The following is a 17,733-nucleotide window of genomic DNA, read 5'->3' as shown; positions in this document are numbered from 1 at the left end:
CAATGGGCTATCGCGTCCGCAAGCGCCTTGCGCTGGTGATCCTTCTGGTCGGTCTGCCGTTTTATATTGGCGCGGTCTGGGGGATCATGGGGGCACTGGACCGGCCGCCGATCTGGGTGGAGTTCCTGGTCTATGTCGGGCTCGGCTTCCTGTGGATGCTGCCATTCAGGTTCATCTTCAGGGGAATCGGCCAGGCTGACCCGGATGCGCCCCCGGCACAGAACGACTGAAAAGGGAAAGGCGGAAGGGAAACCTTCCGCCTTTCGCCTGTCCGGGGAGGGTGGCAGCCCGTCGGACCCGGAAAAGGGGGTGAGCCTTTGGCTCAACCCACCAGTTTGCGGGCCTCGGCCAGATAGTGCGAATCTTCTGCCAGTGCATACTGGCCCCGGCGGACCTTCACGATACGGCCGGTGCGCAGCAGCGTCCCGAAGCTGCGCAGGCTGTCCTCGCGCAGGCTCGATTCGGAGTCCGAGAGGCTGGCGACCTGCCGCATGATCTGTGGCCGGGTGAATTGCGGGCGGCCCTCGACACAGGCGGCATAGGCGGCGGCGGCCTCCAGAAGCGCCCCCAGATCCTGCGCACCAAGGCGTTCTGCAAATTCCGCGAAGCCACGGGTGTCGGCGAAGAGGTTGTCCTCGTTCTCCAGCTCGTCATCTTCTTCTTCGGCCAGGGCGGCGGAACCCGCGATGCGGCGCGGACGGATCGGGCCAACCTCGGCCGGGCGCGGCGCAGGTTCGGCCACCGGCGCGCGGTCTATGCGCTGTTCCGAAACCAGAACCAGCGGGCTGGGCCGGGTCGCGTTCGGGGCGGACGGACGTACGATGCGGGACAAATCCTCGCGATAGGGATCTTGCCGTTCGGTATCGTTCACCGGCTTGGCAGCCCCGGCGCGGCGCTCGGCCACGGTGGCGGCCACGGCGGCCTTGAGATGGGCGATGGCCGACAGGCGACGGCGATTCTCCGCCCCCTGCATCTGGTTGTTCGTCTCGGCAATCAGCCGTGACATAGCAGCCTCGCCTTCGGGTTCGCCGTCTGCCAGCGCGTTGCGGCGCGGGGCAATCGCCGGACGTACCGGCCGGACCGGGCGAATGGCGGTAGGTTCATGCGGCACGGGGGCGCTCGGCGGCGGCAGATCGGGCGTTTCTGCGCCGAGCTCCGCTTCGACTTCGCCAAGTTCGCGCAGCAGATCGGCTTCGGCCTCGGGCGACAGCGGGGCGTCCTCCTCGGCGGGCCGGGTGGTGGCTTCCATCACCTCTTCGGCATCGTCGGCGGGTTGCGGCGTCGTGCGGCGGATGCGGATGACACGGGCACGAGCGCGCTGGATACGTTCCGAAGCGGTGCCGCCGGTTTCATCTTCTTGCAGTTCGGCCGCTTCAGGGGCGGTCGCAGCCTCGGCAGGTTCTGCCTGGGCTTCCGGCTCCGGCGCGGCGTCCGGCGTGATCTCCTCCTCGTCCTCCGACAGGAAATCATCGTCATCCAGGCTGTCAGCCAGATTCGCTGCCGGGGCGGTGGCAGGTGCGTTCAGCTTTGCCAGCAGATCATCAAGATCATCACCGTCATCTGCTTCGTCATCGCTGTCACGGGCCATCTCGGGCTCTGCCAGGATCTCGGCTTCTGCCTCGACTTGCAGGGCGGCGAGGATGTCTTCGGACTGCTCGTCAGAAACTTCGGAGTCTTGCGCAGCAGCGGCGTCTTCGTCGACATGCGTATCGAGACCCGCCAGATTGGCCAGCAGTGCATCTTCGGCGCCGAAATCGGCTTCGGGTTCGGGCGAGGTGAAATCTTCGCTGTCATCCACGACCGGCTCAGCCACCGATTCGGCCACATCTTCGATTTCGGCGGGCTCGGGCAGGGCGAGATCGGCCATGTCGGGGTCAGACAGGGCCAGAGAATCTTCTTCCACAACGTCGTCGACAGGCAATTCCGCAACCGGAGTCGCCGGCACATCCTCTGCGGCCTCATTCTCGAAATATTCGGCAGCAGCGGGCGCGGCCGTCACCACGGCAGCGGCAGGCACCTTGGCTTCGGCCACGGCGCGGCGGATGCGCGAAAGCTTGGCGGCAACGCTTTCCGATTGCGGCGCGGGCTCAGGTTCTGCCGCTCTCGGGGCAGGAGGCGTCTCCTCGGCGGCAACCTGAGGCGCCGGCGCGGCAGGTGCGGAGGCAACGGGTGCGCTGATCGCGGTCTTGGCCGGGATATCGGAATCGCCTGCCCGCAGGATCACGCCGTTTTCCTGGATCTTTGCCTCGACCCGGCGCTGGATCTCGCGTTCGGCAATCCGGTGCAGCATCGCCGCATCGGGGGTTGGCGGTTCGGCGCCGAAATAGCGGTCTTCGGCGGCGAGATCACGGAAATACTCGGCAATCGCCTTCATCGTGTTGAAGGGGTCATCGAATCCCTCCAGCGTGCAGGAAAACGTGCCATAGGACACCGTAAGAATTTTACTTGCTCCGACCATCGGATGCTCGCCTTCTACTAACCTATGACCCCAATTTACCTTCCGGCCGCTCAATTCCGTGGACAGACCGGGGTAATTTGAAGGATTGATTATGGCCCGTGGCGCCGGTGCCTGCCTTATTTCGGAACAGTATCCCCATGAATGCGGTCATTGTCGAATCCTCCGATCCGGTCACGCTTGTGGCGGGCGGTCCGGTGCGGCGGGCCGAGTTGCGGATGGCGCTGCGGCGGGCGCCTGTGATTGTGGCTGCCGATGGTGGGGCTGACCGGGCACTGGGTCTGGGAGTGGAGCCGCAGGCCGTAATTGGTGACCTCGATTCCCTTTCCGCGCGCGCGAGAGAGTCGCTGGCGGATGTCTTGCACCCGATCACCGAGCAGATGACCACCGATTTCGACAAGGCGCTGCGATCCATTCGCGCGCCGTTCGTGCTGGCCCTGGGCGCGACGGGGGGGCGGATGGACCATGAGCTTGCGGTGCTGTCGGTGCTGGTGGCCCATGCTGCCCGCCCCAACCCAATGCCTTGTCTGCTTCTGACGCCCGAGGATGTAATCTTTGCGGTTCCGCCACAAATTCGTCTGAATCTGCGGGCGGGGGACAGGCTGTCGCTGTTTCCGATGATGCCCGTTTCCGGATGCAGCACGGGGTTGCGCTGGCCTATCGACGGAATTGCCTTTGCGCCGGACGGGATGATCGGCACCTCCAACGAAGTGGCCGAAGGGCCGGTGCAATTGCGGCTGGATGGGCCGGGGATGCTGGCGATTCTGCCGCGCGGTCGTCTGGATGCCGCTTTGACGGGCCTGCTGGGGGCGGTGGCATGAAAGGCGAATCGACGGGGTGGTTGGCAGCAGGCGCTGCCGGGGTTTTCTGCCGGACCGGCTGTCGTCTGGCCCCGCGTCAGGGGGCAGAGGTCTGTGACAACCCCGCTACCTGCCTTGCGGCCGGATTGCGGCCCTGCCCGGATTGCGACCCGCTGGATCAGCGGGCCAACGGGTTTGACGCGGGGCTGGCCGGGGCGCTGGTGCGGCTTGGCGGCGGTGACGACGGGCCTGTCGTGCTGCATGCCGCTTTGTTGCCGACACCTCTGGGCGAAATGCTGGCGATCTGCGACGCGCAGGCCGTCCGCCTGCTGGAATTCACCTCGCGCCCGGTGCTGGCCCGGGAGATCAGGGCGCTTGCCCGCGCGGCAAAGGGACGAATCGCTCCGGGGCAATCCACGATGACCGAGAGGCTGGCGCATGGTTTGCAGCGTTATTTCGCCGGAGATTTCGGTGCGGCTGACTTGCCGCTGGCTCCGCTCGGCACGCCCTTTCAGATCAGGGTCTGGCACGAGTTGCGCCGTATTCCGCCCGGCGTCACGATCCGATATGCCGATCTTGCGGCCCGGATCGGCAGGCCCGACGCCGTTCGGGCGGCTGCTGCGGCCAACGGGGCCAATCCGGTGGCGATTCTCATCCCCTGCCACCGAATCCTGGGCTCGGACGGCAGCCTGACCGGCTATGGCGGTGGGTTGTGGCGCAAACAGTACCTGCTCGGGCTGGAAAGCGCGCAGGCTCCGGGCGGTGAATCGCTTGACGCTGACCGGATTTCCGCCTAAAGGGCTGCGATGGAATTCGGTACCCGCAGCTTTGCGGGCGCTTTGGGTGTTACTCCGGGCCGCCGCTCAACGGGGCACAGGTCCGAAAGACAAGGAACAAGACGATGTCGCGCGTCTGCGAACTGAGCGGTAAAGGCCCGATGGTTGGTAACAACATCAGCCACGCCAACAACAAGACCAAACGGCGCTTCCTGCCGAACCTGAATGACGTCACCCTGATCTCGGACGTTCTGGGCCAGTCGTTCAAGCTGCGCGTGTCCTCGGCCGCGCTGCGGACCGTCGATCATCGTGGCGGCCTGGATGCTTTCCTCGCGAAAGCCAAGGATGACGAGCTTTCGGCCAAGGCGCTGAAGATCAAGAAAGAGATTGAGAAGGCTCAGGCTGCCGCCTGATCCTGACTTCGGTCGGATGTTGAAGCCCCGCCTTTGGCGGGGTTTTGCTTTTGGTGCGGGCAGGATGCCGCAGGGGCATTGCCGCGCTGGTCAAATCCGGGGCGCTGCGCTAGGCAAGGTCATGCGCCGTTTTATCCGACATCTGACCGGAATGCTCGTGCTGCTGGCCTTTGTGGCCGGTGCGCTCGGGCTTGGCGTGGCGCGGGCGCTGCCGGTGGCTGTGTCCGAAATGGAAATCTGCTCTGAGGGCCAGACCCGGCTGCTGAGTGTGGACGCCGCCGGCCGGCCTGTCGGGCCGGTGCATCTTTGCCCCGATTGCGTCATCGGCGCCTCTGCCGCCCCGCCGGGGTCACTGCCGCCCCCGGAGCGGCCCGCAGGCCGGATCACCCGGGCGGAATGGCCGGCTCCGCATGCGGAAATGGCGCAAGCCCGGCCCCGGCCTTCGGCGCGGGGTCCACCTGTCCTGTCGTGATCTCTTTCCGACACAGACCTCAATCAAAGGACAGAACAAATGACCCTTTTCAAATCGCTTCTGAGCGTTGCCGCCCTCTGCGTTGCCCTTCCGGCTTTTGCCGGGGATATCGAGGTGAAGGATGCCTATGCGCGCACCTCGTCCATGATGTCCAAGTCCGGAGCAGCTTTCATGGTGATCGAGAACCATGGCGATGCGGATGACCGTCTGGTCTCGGCCGCGTCGGATGTGGCGCAGAAGGTTGAGCTCCATACCCACAAGGACATGGGCGATGGCGTTATGAAGATGATGAAAGTGGAGGAAGGCTTTGCCGTTCCCGCCCACAGCGAACATGCGCTGGCGCGTGGCGGCGATCACGTTATGCTGCTGGGCCTGACGCGCGAACTGAAGCAGGGCGATATGGTCAGCGTGACCCTGACGTTCGAGAAGGCAGGTGAAATGACCGTCGAAATTCCGGTGGATCTTGAGCGTCAGGATGGCATGCAGATGGGCGGCGGCATGGGCCACGACCACAGCAAGATGAACCACGGCCAGACGGGCGCCTCGAACTGAGCCTTCAACCCCGCCGGTCCAGCACCTCGTCCACCCAGAGCGGGACAAGCTGCGTGGCGGGGCCAAGCCTGATCTCGTGAAAATCCGGGGCGACGGCGCTCGCCTCGGTATTCAGTTCAAGACAATGCGCGCCCGCGCGGGCTGCATCCTGTGCGAAGGCCGCTGCGGGGTAGACCGTGCCTGAACTGCCGATCGCGACGAACAGATCAGCGCGGCGCAGCAAGTCCCACACTGTTTCCATGTGATACGGATATTCGCCGAACCAGACGATGTCGGGGCGGACCTGTCGCGCGTGGCAGGTGGGGCAGGGCGTTGCGGGATGCATCGCGGCGGGGGCTGGCCAGCGATGGCCACAAGCGGCGCAGAGCGCGCCCTCCAGTGCGCCATGCATGTGAAGGACATCGGACGACCCTGCGCGTTCATGCAGGTCATCCACATTCTGCGTCACGATCCGCACCTTGCCGGGCCAGTGGCGTTGCAGACGCGCCAGCGCCTCATGCGCAGCATTCGGATGCGCTGCACGCGCATTTGCCCGGCGGGCATTATAGAAATCGTGCACCAACGCGGGATTCCGGGCGAAGCCTTCGGGCGTGGCAACCTCGTTCAGGTCATAGCGGGTCCAGAGGCCATTCTTGTCGCGGAAGGTGCCCAACCCGCTTTCCGCGCTGATCCCGGCGCCGGTCAGGATGACGATGGTTTCCATTGCGGTGTGCTCCTGCGGGGCTGCTGATGGTTTCGCGGTCAGCCGGACCAGTTGACCCACTGTCCATGAAAACCCGCCCGGCCCATCGCAAGGTCCAGATCGCCGGGCCAGAGACGCAGGCGCAGTCCGGCGCCCTCTGCCCCCGCATCCGCTTCCATCCCGAACCAGGCCAAAGGGGTGTCGGGCGTCGCACGCGCGCCTGCTGCTTCAAGTAACCCTGTGCCCCGCCGCTGCGCCTCGGGCGGAAAATATTGCCAGGCAACCGTATGACAGACCAGATGCAGATGGCCGGGGCTGGTTGATGTCAGCCGCTGTTCCAGCCATTCCACCGCATCCGCCTGATCGACGGTCGCGTCCTGCACCTGCAAGGCAGCGCGCGTGCGCGACAGCCGGTCGGCCTGATCGGGCCAAAGGCAGGACAGCAGGCGCAGTTCATCCTCCGGCCGGTCAGCACGCAGCGGGGCCAGATCGACGCCGCGCCGCCGGGCGATGACGGGTGGTGTGGCAGGGGGCAGTGGCCCGTGCCAGTCGGGTTTCAATCGCAAAACGGCATCCGCCGGGCCGAAGCGCCGCCCGGCAATATCCAGGGCGTAGCGGTCGAACATCAGGTTCAGCCCGGCGCTCGCGCCCAGTTCCGACAATACGATGGGCAGGCCGAACCGCGCGGTCAGCCAGTGCGCCACGGCAATCAGCACGGCAGAGCGGCAGATTTCATTGGTCTGCGGCGCGCGGTTGCACCACTGGCTCAGGAAGGCATCATGCCGGTGGAGGGCAGCATCCAGTGCCAGCCCGAGATCGCCGCCAGCGCCGCCGGGATAAGCCGCCGCCAGCGCGTCATCCTGCCCGGTCAGCACAAGCGCATGCAGGCCGCTGGCCAGCCGAAGGGGCAGGGAGGCACCGCGCGGCCCGATCTCCCCCGGCCAGTCCACGAAACGACGCGCCAGATCGGTGTCATCAGGCCAATGCGCCGCCAGATGGCGCATAAGCCGCTCCATGAAGGGTGAGCCAAGCGCGGCGCAACTCGCTGCCTGCTCGGCAAAGGCCGCAGGCAGACGGTCAGCCACGGAGGGTCAGCCGGCGCAATAGGCCTCGGCGGTCTGGCCGAAAGATTTGTAACGCTCCCAGAACGCGTCATCGGCTTCGCGTTTCGAAATCCAGACCTCATGTGCCAGATCCGGGTCTGCCATCATCTTGGCGGCCTTCCGCTGGTCGCGGCCCGTCAGCGTCATGTCGGCGACCTGCTGGATGCAGCCGCAGATGGCCGGGTTGGCCGAGCCGCGATCAGAGCGCAGGCAAGCCCGTTCGATCGAGCCTGCAAATACGGAAGTCGCCATGACGGGAAGCACCAATGCGCCAAAGGCGCCTGCCAGAACCAGTTTCTTCATGTCTCTGCCTCATGCCGCCGGGACGAGGGTCCGCCCCGGTCATTTTCTGGCAACAATTATGACGATTCGGGGCAAATTTATCAATGATCTGGCGCAAACCGGCGAAAATTGGCCGAAACGGCGGGGGCAGCGCCGGATGATGCGGGGCGCAGGGCACCCCGCCGCAAGATGATGTGGCCTGAAGCTCAGGCAGCCAGTAGGGCCGTGTGATTGCGCAGGTGCCTTTCGGCCATCTGACGCCCCCGCCGACCGGGCACCAGCACCCGCGCCGGGCGCAGCCAGCCGCTGTCGAGAATCGCCAGTTCCGGGAACAGTGCAAGGATTTCCTGCGCTGCCTCATTGCCCAGAGCGCGCATCGCCATCGGGCCCGGATACAGGCTTTCGCTGGGGGCGCCGTCGGCAAAGAGGATTTCATGCCGGTCGAACATCAGATGCACATAGGTGACGGGTCGCAGGCTGTCATCGCGCGTAATGCCCGGCAGACCGATCAGATGGCAGGCGGCAACCAATACCTCTTCGGTCTCGAACATCCGCTGCGCGATCCGCGAGCGGACCAGCATCCGGTGCTGTGGTGACACATGCATCTCGCGCTCCGGCTGACCGGGGCCGAGCGCCCCGGCGGCGATGCGCACCGGCCGCAAATGTGCCGACGCGGCCAGTTCGGCGGAAGACAGGCTTCGCGTGCCGATCCAGCGCAGCGCCTGTGCCCCGTGATCGGCGGTTTCCACCAGATCACCGACGGCAAGACTTTCGATGGCGCGCAGGCCATCGCGGGTGCGGATCAGCGTGCCTGCCGTGAAACAGGGGATTTCGATATCGAAAATATCAGGATCGAACGAGATAACCGCGTTCAGAACCGTGTTGTTCGGGAACGGTGTCGCCTGATTGATGGTGATGGACCGCAGCGCGTTGATGCCATCCCAGTCGGGCAGGTAATTGGCGTTGGGCCGCAGAAACAGGTCGCCGTTTGTCATCTGCACGATGGTCGCCACCTGGCCGGAGGTGCTGCCGTCGGGCAGAGTGATGGTAATGTCGCCCCGGAAGGTGGTCTGGATCGTCTGGCCGCTGATCGTGCCCGGCGTTGTCGGGCTGTCGAAGCTGAACTGGCTGAGGAAATTGTTGGTCTGGTTGAACGGTGCGGTGAAAACCTGCGCCCCGCCGCTGCTGGTGGTGGTGCCCGTAACCGCCACCGGCGCGATATGCCCCGGTCCGGTGACGGAATAGTCGTTCATCCCTGCGGCATTGAGCTGGCTTTGAGTGACATTGCTGGAAGCTGTGCTGTCGATGGCGGGCAGGTTCCCGATCCATAGCCAATTGACCGTACTGGTCGGCATCGCAAATTCCCCCGAACTGGTAACGCCCTTGCCGGGCGGCGGAGCATGGCAGCGGCCCGCAGCTACAGGGGATGGGAAGGGCCGCGGCGAATGTCAAATCGTGCAAAATTCGTGGCGAAGGCGTGTTTACTTTAAGAAATTCATGCAATTGCAGGATATCATGGCAAGATCTGGCTGTTTCCGGAATGGAAACGGGTCGGGCGTGCTGTGAGGGGCCAAAAATTCCCCCCTGACGGGAGCCGATCCTGCCCGATCCCCCGCTGATCCCCGGCACGCAAATCCCCCTTCCCGGCCCTTGCATGACAGGATATATGCGCGCCCATGACCCAGCTTGACCGTATCCGCAATTTCTCGATCGTGGCCCATATCGACCACGGCAAATCCACCCTCGCCGACCGGCTCATCCAGATGACCGGCACGGTGGCTGCGCGCGACATGAAGGCGCAGATGCTGGACAGCATGGACATCGAGCGCGAGCGCGGCATCACCATCAAGGCCAACACGGTGCGGATCGAATATCCGGCGAAGGATGGCAATACCTACGTCCTGAACCTGATCGACACGCCCGGCCACGTCGACTTCGCCTATGAGGTCAGCCGGTCGATGCGCGCGGTCGAGGGCTCGCTTCTGGTGGTGGATGCGTCGCAGGGGGTCGAGGCGCAGACGCTGGCCAATGTCTATCAGGCGATTGACGCAGGTCATGATATCGTGCCGGTGCTGAACAAGGTCGACCTGCCTGCCGCCGACCCCGAGCGGGTCAAGGAAAACATCGAGGATGTGATCGGCATCGACGCCTCGGATGCGATCCCGATTTCTGCCAAGACCGGCCTCGGCATTCCGGATGTGCTGGAGGCTATTGTGAAGCGCCTGCCCGCACCCAAGGGCGACCGCGATGCGCCGCTGAAGGCTATGCTGGTCGACAGCTGGTATGACGCCTATCTGGGTGTCGTCGTCATGATCCGCGTCATCGACGGCGTGATCAGGAAGGGCGACCGGGTCAAGATGATGCAGACCGGCGCGGTTTACGGCATCGACAAGCTGGCGGTGCTGAAACCGCAGATGGTGGATATTCCCGAACTGGGGCCGGGCGAGATCGGCGTGCTGACCGCTTCGATCAAGCAGGTGCGCGACACCCGCGTGGGCGATACGATCACGCATGAGCGCAAGCCCTGCGACGCGCCGCTGCCGGGGTTCAAACCCGCGCAGCCGGTGGTGTTCTGCGGTCTTTTCCCGGTCGATGCCAATGACTTCGAGGCGTTGCGTGACGCCATCGAAAAGCTGGCGCTGAACGACGCGAGCTTCAGTTATGAAATGGAAACCTCGGCCGCGCTTGGCTTTGGGTTCCGCATGGGCTTCCTCGGGCTTCTGCATCTGGAGGTCGTGCGCGACCGGCTGGAGCGGGAATATGACCTCGACCTGATCACCACCGCGCCTTCTGTGGTCTTCAAGCTGCACATGAAGGATGGCGAGGTGCGCGAGTTGCACAACCCCGCTGACATGCCCGACCTGACCTATATCGACCATATCGAAGAGCCGCGCATCAAGGCCACGATCATGGTGCCCGACGAATATCTGGGCGACATCCTGAAGCTTTGCCAGGATCGCCGGGGTATCCAGCTGAACCTTACCTATGCGGGCAGCCGCGCGATGGTCGAATATGACCTGCCTCTGGCCGAGGTGGTGTTCGATTTCTATGATCGGCTGAAGTCGGTGACCAAGGGCTATGCTTCGTTTGACTATCAACTGTCGGAATACCGGGAGGACAATCTGGTGAAGATGTCCATTCTGGTGAACGACGAGCCGGTGGATGCGCTGGCGATCATGGTTCACCGCGACCGGGCCGAGGCGCGGGGGCGCGTGATGGTGGAGAAGCTGAAAGAGCTGATCCCCCGTCACATGTTCAAGATCCCGATCCAAGCGGCGATTGGCGGCCGTGTCATCGCGCGCGAAACGATCAGCGCCATGCGCAAGGACGTGACCGCGAAATGCTATGGCGGCGACGCGACCCGGAAGAAGAAGCTCTTGGAGAAGCAGAAAGAGGGCAAGAAGAAGATGCGCCAGTTCGGGAAAGTGGAAATCCCGCAAAGCGCCTTCATCAATGCGCTCAAGATGGATAGCTGAGGCATAGCGTATTTAGGGCGCATGCCCCTGACCGTATCGGGGGTATGTCGGTCTCCATAAAGGGCGCTTGATACGCGTGGCGCTCTCTGGCCTGTTTCCGCAACGCAAGCCGCCATGTCTGCAATCTCTGGTTGACGTCTGGACTGCCTGCCGGGCAGCTTGGGCCGAATCTCCTCAGGGGCGGGCCGGATGTCGGGATTTGCGGTAATCTTCAGGCTCATCACGGGGATGCTGCTGCTCGTGCCTGCCGGGCGCGCGGTGGCGGAAGAGGACTGGCAACCCCGCATCGAGTGTGGCTCACCCACGCCGCAGGGAACGCGGGTTTATAATGGCCGTCGGCACCAAGAGATTGTCAGCGAGGTTTCGGGGGAACGCATCAGTTCGCTGACCGGCGGGAGCTCTCGTGTCGCAAAGCGCCACGCGCTTATCAAACGCAGCGACTGCTGGGTTACGTTCTGTTCCTTTGAGGAGGACGGCCAAAAGACGCGCATGAAACGTCAGACAGGTTCTTCCCGTGAGGTCGAGGACTATCCGCCGGAGAATCGTTTTAGGCCGGTGCCATATGGGGCGACCGTAGGCCAACAAACCGGCCGGGATTTTATGGCGCAGATCGACAGCGAGGCGGCGGCCTGTCGCGCGGCCTATGACCTGGTGATCAGATCGTTCCGAAATGGCATCAATACAGAAGAAGACCGGAACAGGCATGTCGCCATTGTCGAGGAGATGAACGCTTGCATGTGGCGACGTGCCGAGGCGCTCGACAAGACAGGTTTTCTTGGGAAGTGGTATTCGGCTGAGGATGATCGCGACCATCTGTTCGCGGTGGTTGAAGGCAAGCTGCATATCAGAATGCTGAGGTGACAGCCGGATTGCGGTGAGCGCTGCGGGGGCATGTCCTGCAATGAAAAGCGGCAGGGTTTCCCCTGCCGCTATTGCCTTACATGTTCGGGTAGTTCGGGCCGTCACCGCCCTGTGGCGTGGTCCAGTTGATGTTCTGCGTCGGGTCCTTGATATCGCAGGTCTTGCAGTGGACGCAGTTCTGGAAGTTGATCTGGAACCGCGCCTCGGCGCCTTCGCCGATCACCTCGTAGACGCCAGCGGGGCAGTAGCGTTGCGCCGGTTCGTCATATTCGGGCAGGTTAACGCGGATCGGCAGCGACGGGTCTTTCAGCTTCAGATGCGCGGGCTGGCTTTCATCGTGGTTGGTGAAGCTGAAGGCCACGTTGGTCAGCCGGTCGAAGGACAGTTTGCCATCGGGCTTCGGATAATCGATTTTCTTGAAATCCTTCGCCTTTCCGGTGGCCTGCGCGTCGGTCTTGCCGTGTTTCAGCGTACCGAACAGCGTCAGGCCGATGGTGTTGAGCCACATATCGGCGCCGCCGCCCATCAGCGAGGCGACGAGGCCGAATTTCGACCACAGCGGCTTGACGTTGCGGACCTTCTTCAGATCCTTGCCGATCGGGCCGGTGCGGACTTCGGTTTCATAGGCAGCAAGTTCGTCGCCCTCGCGGCCTGCCTTGATCGCGTCAAAGGCGGCTTCGGCGGCGGCTTTGCCCGACAGCATGGCGTTATGGTTGCCCTTGATGCGGGGCACGTTCACCATGCCGACCGAACAGCCCAGCAGCGCCACGCCCGGCGCCACCATCTTGGGCATGGACTGCCAACCGCCCTCGCTGATCGCACGAGCGCCATAGGCCACGCGTTTCCCGCCTGCCAGCAGATCAGCCACCATCGGGTGATGCTTGAAGCGCTGGAATTCCATATAGGGATAGAGATGCGGGTTGGCGTAGTTCAGGTGAACCACAAAGCCGACATAGACCTGATTGTTTTCAAGGTGGTAGATGAACGAACCACCCCCGGCATTCGACCCGAGCGGCCAGCCCATCGTGTGAGTGACCGTGCCCTCGCGGTGCTTGGCGGGGTCGATCTCCCAGATCTCTTTCATGCCGATGCCGAATTTCTGCGGGCAATGGCCCTTCGACAGGTCATATTTCGCGATGACCTCCTTCGACAGCGAACCGCGCACGCCTTCCGCGAGGAAGACGTATTTGCCACGCAACTCCATCCCCGGCTCGTAGTTCGGGCCGGGCTGGCCGTCTTCACCCAGGCCGAACTCGCCGGCGACGACGCCGACCACCCGGTCACCTTCGTAGACCAGTTGCGAACAGGACATGCCCGGAAAGATCTCGACCCCCAGCCCCTCGGCCACGCCCGCCATCCAGCGGCAGACATTTGCCATCGAGACGATGTACTTGCCGTGGTTGTTCATGAAGGGCGGCATCGGCCAGTTCGGGATGCGCGCCTGCCCGGCCGGGCCGAGGATGTAGAAATTGTCTTCTTTCACCTCGGTCTTGATCGGGGCGTCCATCGACTGCCAGTCGGGCAGCAGGGCATCCAGCCCGCAGGTATCCAGCACGGCACCGGACAGGATATGCGCGCCGACCTCGGACCCTTTCTCTAACAGCACGACATTCAGATCGGGGTCGAGCTGTTTCAGCCGGATCGCCGCTGACAGACCAGCAGGCCCGCCCCCTACGATCACGACATCGTATTCCATGCTCTCGCGTTCGATCTCTGCCATCCGCGTCTCCCCTGTGGCTACGGGCGCCACGCGCCGCTTGCTGGATTTGTCCGGGGTTTTGTCTGCCCCAAGGGAAAGCGCCCGTCAATCGTGACGCAACATCAAAGCGCTGCATCGCGGCATAGGAGAAATATTCTTGCGGTGCCTGTGACGCAACCATCCGCCGATCTGTCGTTTCCCTGCCGCGGCCCCTTGCATTTGCGGCGCCGGTGCGGTCTGGTGAGGCCAAGACGACGGAGAGTCATGGCCTGGCCGGGCCGTGGCTTTGTTTTTTGGTGAGAGACCGATGGAAAAGATTCCGATGACCCGCGCAGGGTTCGACACGCTGGATGGCGAACTGAAGCACCTGAAATCGGTGGAGCGTCCCGCCATCATCCAGGCCATTGCCGAGGCGCGCGAGCTGGGTGACCTGTCGGAAAACGCCGAATACCATTCCGCCCGCGAAAAGCAGAGCTTCATCGAAGGCCGCATCAAGGAGCTTGAGGGCACGCTGTCGCTGGCCGAGGTGATCGACACCGCGAAACTGTCGGGGCCGATCAAGTTTGGCGCCACGGTAACGCTGGTGGACGAGGACACGGATCAGGAAAAGACCTATCAGATCGTCGGTGAAGTCGAGGCGGATCTGGAGCGCGGGCTGCTGAACATCCGCTCGCCGCTGGCGCGGGCACTGATCGGCAAGGACGAAGGCGACAGTGTCGAGGTCAAGACGCCGGGCGGCGACCGCAGTTACGAAGTGCTGAGCGTCCGTTATATCTGAGGCGAGGGAGGCACCATGCCCGAACCGCATGACAGCCCGATGGGTGGCGCGGCAGAGACCGGCGCCCGGTTTTCGCGTGTGGAGGCCGTGGCCGCTGCGCTGAGCGTGATCTGGGTGGTGGCTGTCGCCGCCTATCTTCTGGCCGGGCCGGGGGAAGGCGGGACGCTTGATCTGGTGATGACGCTGGTCATGGTGTTCCTGCCCATCGCGCTGATCTGGATCGGGGTTACGACGCTCCGGTCGGTGCAGGATCTGCGGGCCGAAGCCGCGCGGTTGCAGGCTTCGGTTGAAACCATGCGGGCAACCTGGGTGCAGAGTCAGGTGCAGCCTTCCGTCGAGCAGAAGTTGCAGGAGATCGAGCGTGCGGCCAAAACGGCCGAGACGGTGCTGGCCACCTTCACCTCGCGCCGCGATGCCTCGCTTGTACAGGCCTCGGCGGACCGCAAGGCGGCGCTGGTCGCCCCGTCAAGGAGCGCTGCGGCCGAGGATCAGCCGGCGCTGGCGCTGGGAACTCCGGCGGAGGATCTTCGTGCGCCGCTGTCGGTGGCTGAATTCATCCGCGCGCTGCAATTCCCCGAGAACCCCGATGACCGTGACGGGTTTCGGGCGCTTCGTCTGGCACTGGAGGATCGCACGGTCGCCAAGCTGATCCGCGCCGCGCAGGATGTGCTGACGCTGCTGGCGCAGGAAGGCATCTATATGGATGACCTGAAGCCGGATCGGGCGCGGCCCGAACTGTGGCGCAGTTTCGCCCAAGGCGAACGCGGGCGGGCAATTTCAGGGCTGGGCGGGATTCGCGACCGTTCGTCGCTGGCGCTGACGGCAGGGCGGATGCGGGAAGACCCGATCTTCCGCGATGCGGCGCATCACTTCCTGCGGACGTTCGACCGGACTTTTACTGAATTCGAGAAGAACGCCACCGATGCCGAACTGGTTGATCTGGCGGATACCCGCACCGCGCGCGCCTTCATGCTGTTCGGCCGGGTGGCGGGGGTTTTCGAGTAGCCCGCGCTTTTCAGGCGGAACGGGCCCTTGTGGGCCCGCGCGTCTTTTATCTCGTCGTCCGCCTTTGGCGGATCGCCTCGGCTGTGCCTCCGGTGGGAGTATTTTTGCAGGAAGCAAATATCAGACCGGGGTGGCGGAGAGCCATACGCCGCCTTCGGGACGCAGGGTAAGGATCATCACGGGATTTGGGCGCTTGCCAGGCACCGGAGCGAAGGCGAAGCGTGCAAGCAGGGTGGCAAGGATGATCACGGCCTCCTGCATGGCGAAGCTGGCGCCGATGCAGATGCGGGGGCCGTCGCCGAACGGCAGGAAGGCGAAGCGTTCGGGGCGGCTGTCGAGGAAGCGTTCGGGGTGGAAGCTGTCGGGGTCATGCCAGAGCCTGTGATGGCGATGCAGCGCGTAGATCGGCAGGATCACCGTATCGCCCGGCCGGATCTCGCGCCCGCAGAGCCGGTCCATTTCTTGTGCGGTGCGCGAGAGGAAAGCGGCGGGCGGGTAAAGGCGCAGGGTTTCCTCGACCATGGCGCGGATGAAGGGCAAGTGGGGCAGATCGTCCGCCGTCGCGGCGCGGGTGCCGAGGCGGGCCTGCGCTTCTTCCCGCGCGCGCGCCTGCCGGGCGGGGTCGAAAGCCGCGAGGTAGAGCGCCCAGGACAAGGTGAGGGCGGTGGTTTCATGGCCTGCGACGATGAAGGTCAGCAGGTTGTCGCGCAACTCTGCCGTGGTCATCCGGCGGCCGGTTTCCGGGTCTTGCCCGGCGAGCAGCAGGTCCAGCAGGTCGGGCGGGATGGAGGGGCCGCGGGTCCGGCGGTTCGCTATGGTGGAATCGGCCATCTGTTTCATGGCCCCCATGCGGTTGCGGGCTTGCAGGCGCGAGGGGCGAGGCACCCAGCCGGGCAGGCCGAGGATGTCGAGCAGCGAGACCCTGGCGGTGCCTGCGATATAATCCTCGATGGCGAGATGGACGGCGGCGGGGTTCAGCCCGTCGCCGCCGGCGAAGGTCACATCGGAGATGACGTCGAAGGTGGTGCGCACCATTTCGTCGAACAGATCGACCGCGCGCGGCCCGGCGGCGGCGATGCGGGCGCTTGCCGCTTCGGCGGCGGCGGTCATCACCGGGGCGAGAGCTGCGACGTTGCGATGCGAGAAGACCGGCGCGGCGGTGCGGCGCTGCCAGAGCCAGCTTTGCCCTTCGGCCACGAAGAGGCTGTCGCCGATGGCGGGTTCCAGCAGCAGTTTGGTGACCACGGATTTCGGGTAATCCTGCACCCGGTCGCGCAGGATCTGCCGCAGCGCGCCGGGGTCCATCACCATATGCCAGCGCTTGCCGGTGCGGCCCGACAGGATCGGGGCATGGGTGGCGATTTCGGGGATCAGTTCCAGCACGTTGCGGCGTCCGGCGCGCAGCGAGCCGAGAATGCCCAGAGGCCTGGTCGCGAGCGGCACGCGGACGGGCAGGGCGGTGGTTGAATCCATCTGGACCTCCTGTTCCCAGGATATAGGCACGGGATTGCCCGAGGCAATTCCGCGTCGTTGCATGGTCGGTGGCAAGCGGGTAATCGGAGGGCACCCAGACCGGAGAATGCCGATGTCGCGACCTGCCCGCCGCCTTGCCTTGCCTCTGATGCTGCTGCTGACGGCGGCCTGTGCGAAGAACGACCTGTCCGATCCGCCTGCAGACCTGGGGGATTTCGTGCTGGGGCACAACATTGTCGTGGCCGACAAGATGCAGAAGGTGCCGATTTCCCGCGAGGCGACGGTGGAGGAATGGGAAGCCGCCATGAAGAAGGCGGTGGATGATCGTTTCGGGCGCTACGAGGGCAAGCGGATCTACAATATCGGCATCTCGGTCGATGCCTATGCCCTTGCTCCTCCCGGGGTTCCGGTGGTGCTGTCGCCCAAGTCGGTGCTGGCGATCACGGCGAATGTCTGGGATGACGCGAAACAGAAGAAGCTGAATGCCGAGGGCAAGAAAATGACCATTTTCGAGAACCTCGATGGCGACAGCGTCGTGGGTTCCGGGCTGACCAAGACGCGTGAGCAGCAGATGGCGGCGCTGTCCTTCAACGCGGCCAGGGCGGTGGAGAAGTGGTTCCTCGACAACCCTGAATGGTTTGACCTGCCTGCAAAGGGCAAAAAGCCGAAGACCGGGGATGCCGCAGCCGCCGAAGATACAGGCGCCGAAGGCAAGTGATACTTGATTTTCCCGGCTTTCATGGCTAAGTCGCGCCCGGTGTAGATTACGGGCCTTGTCCTCAGGGCCCCACAGACCGCGAGGGCCCCCATGGCAAAGGCAAAGTTTGAACGGAACAAACCGCACGTCAACATTGGCACGATTGGCCACGTTGACCACGGGAAGACGACGCTGACCGCTGCGATCAC

Annotated in this window: 19 protein-coding genes; 12 read left to right on the top strand and 7 right to left on the bottom strand. The window is 64.1% G+C overall.

Annotated features, from left to right (window positions below):
• The first annotated feature begins 2 nt into the window (after positions 1–2).
• A complete protein-coding gene (locus IE126_RS22065; RefSeq protein ID WP_407646077.1) occupies positions 3–230 on the top strand; it encodes a DUF2842 domain-containing protein in 228 nt (75 codons plus the stop codon).
• A 92-nt stretch (positions 231–322) separates the two neighbouring features.
• Here IE126_RS22065 and IE126_RS22060 read toward each other — a convergent pair whose 3' ends face one another.
• Entirely contained in the window at positions 323–2,458 is a 2,136-nt protein-coding gene (locus tag IE126_RS22060; protein ID WP_189382281.1) for a hypothetical protein, read from the bottom strand.
• Between the two features lie 137 nt (positions 2,459–2,595).
• Between IE126_RS22060 and IE126_RS22055 the strand changes: the two genes are divergently transcribed.
• The 5 genes from IE126_RS22055 (at position 2,596) to IE126_RS22035 (ending at position 5,468) form a co-directional block, all read left to right on the top strand.
• Positions 2,596–3,276, top strand: coding sequence for a thiamine diphosphokinase (locus IE126_RS22055; protein WP_189382279.1), 681 nt, complete (start codon positions 2,596–2,598; stop codon positions 3,274–3,276).
• Complete coding sequence (locus IE126_RS26120; protein WP_229825796.1) at positions 3,273–4,052, top strand: methylated-DNA--[protein]-cysteine S-methyltransferase; 780 nt, start codon at positions 3,273–3,275, stop codon at positions 4,050–4,052. Before IE126_RS22055 ends, IE126_RS26120 begins: the two co-directional genes overlap by 4 nt.
• Before the next feature lie 104 nt (positions 4,053–4,156).
• Complete coding sequence (gene rpmB, locus IE126_RS22045; protein WP_054303083.1) at positions 4,157–4,444, top strand: 50S ribosomal protein L28; 288 nt, start codon at positions 4,157–4,159, stop codon at positions 4,442–4,444.
• A gap of 121 nt (positions 4,445–4,565) precedes the next feature.
• Positions 4,566–4,916: a hypothetical protein gene (locus IE126_RS22040; protein WP_054303082.1), complete on the top strand. Its 351-nt coding sequence runs from the start codon at positions 4,566–4,568 to the stop codon at positions 4,914–4,916.
• Positions 4,917–4,955: 39 nt separating this feature from the next.
• The gene (locus tag IE126_RS22035; protein ID WP_082400953.1) at positions 4,956–5,468 is read left to right on the top strand and encodes a copper chaperone PCu(A)C; all 513 of its coding nucleotides are present in this window, start codon (positions 4,956–4,958) and stop codon (positions 5,466–5,468) included.
• A 4-nt stretch (positions 5,469–5,472) separates the two neighbouring features.
• Here IE126_RS22035 and IE126_RS22030 read toward each other — a convergent pair whose 3' ends face one another.
• The 4 genes from IE126_RS22030 to IE126_RS22015 form a co-directional block, all read right to left on the bottom strand.
• On the bottom strand, positions 5,473–6,171 hold the full coding sequence (locus IE126_RS22030) for an NAD-dependent deacylase (protein WP_189382278.1): 699 nt from the start codon (positions 6,169–6,171) through the stop codon (positions 5,473–5,475).
• 38 nt (positions 6,172–6,209) lie between these two features.
• On the bottom strand, positions 6,210–7,235 hold the full coding sequence (locus tag IE126_RS22025) for a DUF2332 domain-containing protein (RefSeq protein WP_189382277.1): 1,026 nt from the start codon (positions 7,233–7,235) through the stop codon (positions 6,210–6,212).
• A 6-nt stretch (positions 7,236–7,241) separates the two neighbouring features.
• Positions 7,242–7,556 (bottom strand): hypothetical protein, encoded by a 315-nt coding sequence (locus IE126_RS22020; protein WP_054303080.1) that lies wholly within the window; start codon positions 7,554–7,556, stop codon positions 7,242–7,244.
• 185 nt (positions 7,557–7,741) lie between these two features.
• Positions 7,742–8,890 (bottom strand): Hint domain-containing protein, encoded by a 1,149-nt coding sequence (locus tag IE126_RS22015; protein ID WP_229825792.1) that lies wholly within the window; start codon positions 8,888–8,890, stop codon positions 7,742–7,744.
• Positions 8,891–9,211: 321 nt separating this feature from the next.
• Here IE126_RS22015 and lepA point away from each other — a divergent pair, with 321 nt between their 5' ends.
• On the top strand, positions 9,212–11,011 hold the full coding sequence (lepA, locus tag IE126_RS22010) for a translation elongation factor 4 (RefSeq protein ID WP_189382276.1): 1,800 nt from the start codon (positions 9,212–9,214) through the stop codon (positions 11,009–11,011).
• Positions 11,012–11,200: 189 nt separating this feature from the next.
• The gene (locus IE126_RS22005; RefSeq protein WP_189382275.1) at positions 11,201–11,872 is read left to right on the top strand and encodes a hypothetical protein; all 672 of its coding nucleotides are present in this window, start codon (positions 11,201–11,203) and stop codon (positions 11,870–11,872) included.
• A 76-nt stretch (positions 11,873–11,948) separates the two neighbouring features.
• Here the strand turns inward: IE126_RS22005 and IE126_RS22000 are convergent, their stop codons facing one another.
• Positions 11,949–13,592: an electron transfer flavoprotein-ubiquinone oxidoreductase gene (locus IE126_RS22000; protein WP_189382274.1), complete on the bottom strand. Its 1,644-nt coding sequence runs from the start codon at positions 13,590–13,592 to the stop codon at positions 11,949–11,951.
• A gap of 286 nt (positions 13,593–13,878) precedes the next feature.
• Here IE126_RS22000 and greA point away from each other — a divergent pair, with 286 nt between their 5' ends.
• Complete coding sequence (greA, locus tag IE126_RS21995) at positions 13,879–14,349, top strand: transcription elongation factor GreA (protein WP_054303075.1); 471 nt, start codon at positions 13,879–13,881, stop codon at positions 14,347–14,349.
• 15 nt (positions 14,350–14,364) lie between these two features.
• Positions 14,365–15,354: a hypothetical protein gene (locus IE126_RS21990; protein WP_189382273.1), complete on the top strand. Its 990-nt coding sequence runs from the start codon at positions 14,365–14,367 to the stop codon at positions 15,352–15,354.
• A 120-nt stretch (positions 15,355–15,474) separates the two neighbouring features.
• Here IE126_RS21990 and IE126_RS21985 read toward each other — a convergent pair whose 3' ends face one another.
• Positions 15,475–16,827, bottom strand: a complete 1,353-nt coding sequence (locus IE126_RS21985) for a cytochrome P450 (RefSeq protein ID WP_054303073.1) — start codon at positions 16,825–16,827, stop codon at positions 15,475–15,477.
• A gap of 112 nt (positions 16,828–16,939) precedes the next feature.
• Between IE126_RS21985 and IE126_RS21980 the strand changes: the two genes are divergently transcribed.
• A complete protein-coding gene (locus IE126_RS21980) occupies positions 16,940–17,545 on the top strand; it encodes a hypothetical protein (RefSeq protein ID WP_108128394.1) in 606 nt (201 codons plus the stop codon).
• Positions 17,546–17,635: 90 nt separating this feature from the next.
• Positions 17,636–17,733 (top strand): GTP-binding protein (locus IE126_RS21975; RefSeq protein WP_139283883.1); only part of this gene is annotated, 98 nt, incomplete at its 3' end.

The sequence above is a fragment of the Gemmobacter nanjingensis genome (assembly GCF_014652195.1).
GTDB classification, from domain to species: Bacteria; Pseudomonadota; Alphaproteobacteria; order Rhodobacterales; family Rhodobacteraceae; genus Gemmobacter; species Gemmobacter caeni.
This window is presented reverse-complemented; position numbering and strand designations above follow the sequence as displayed.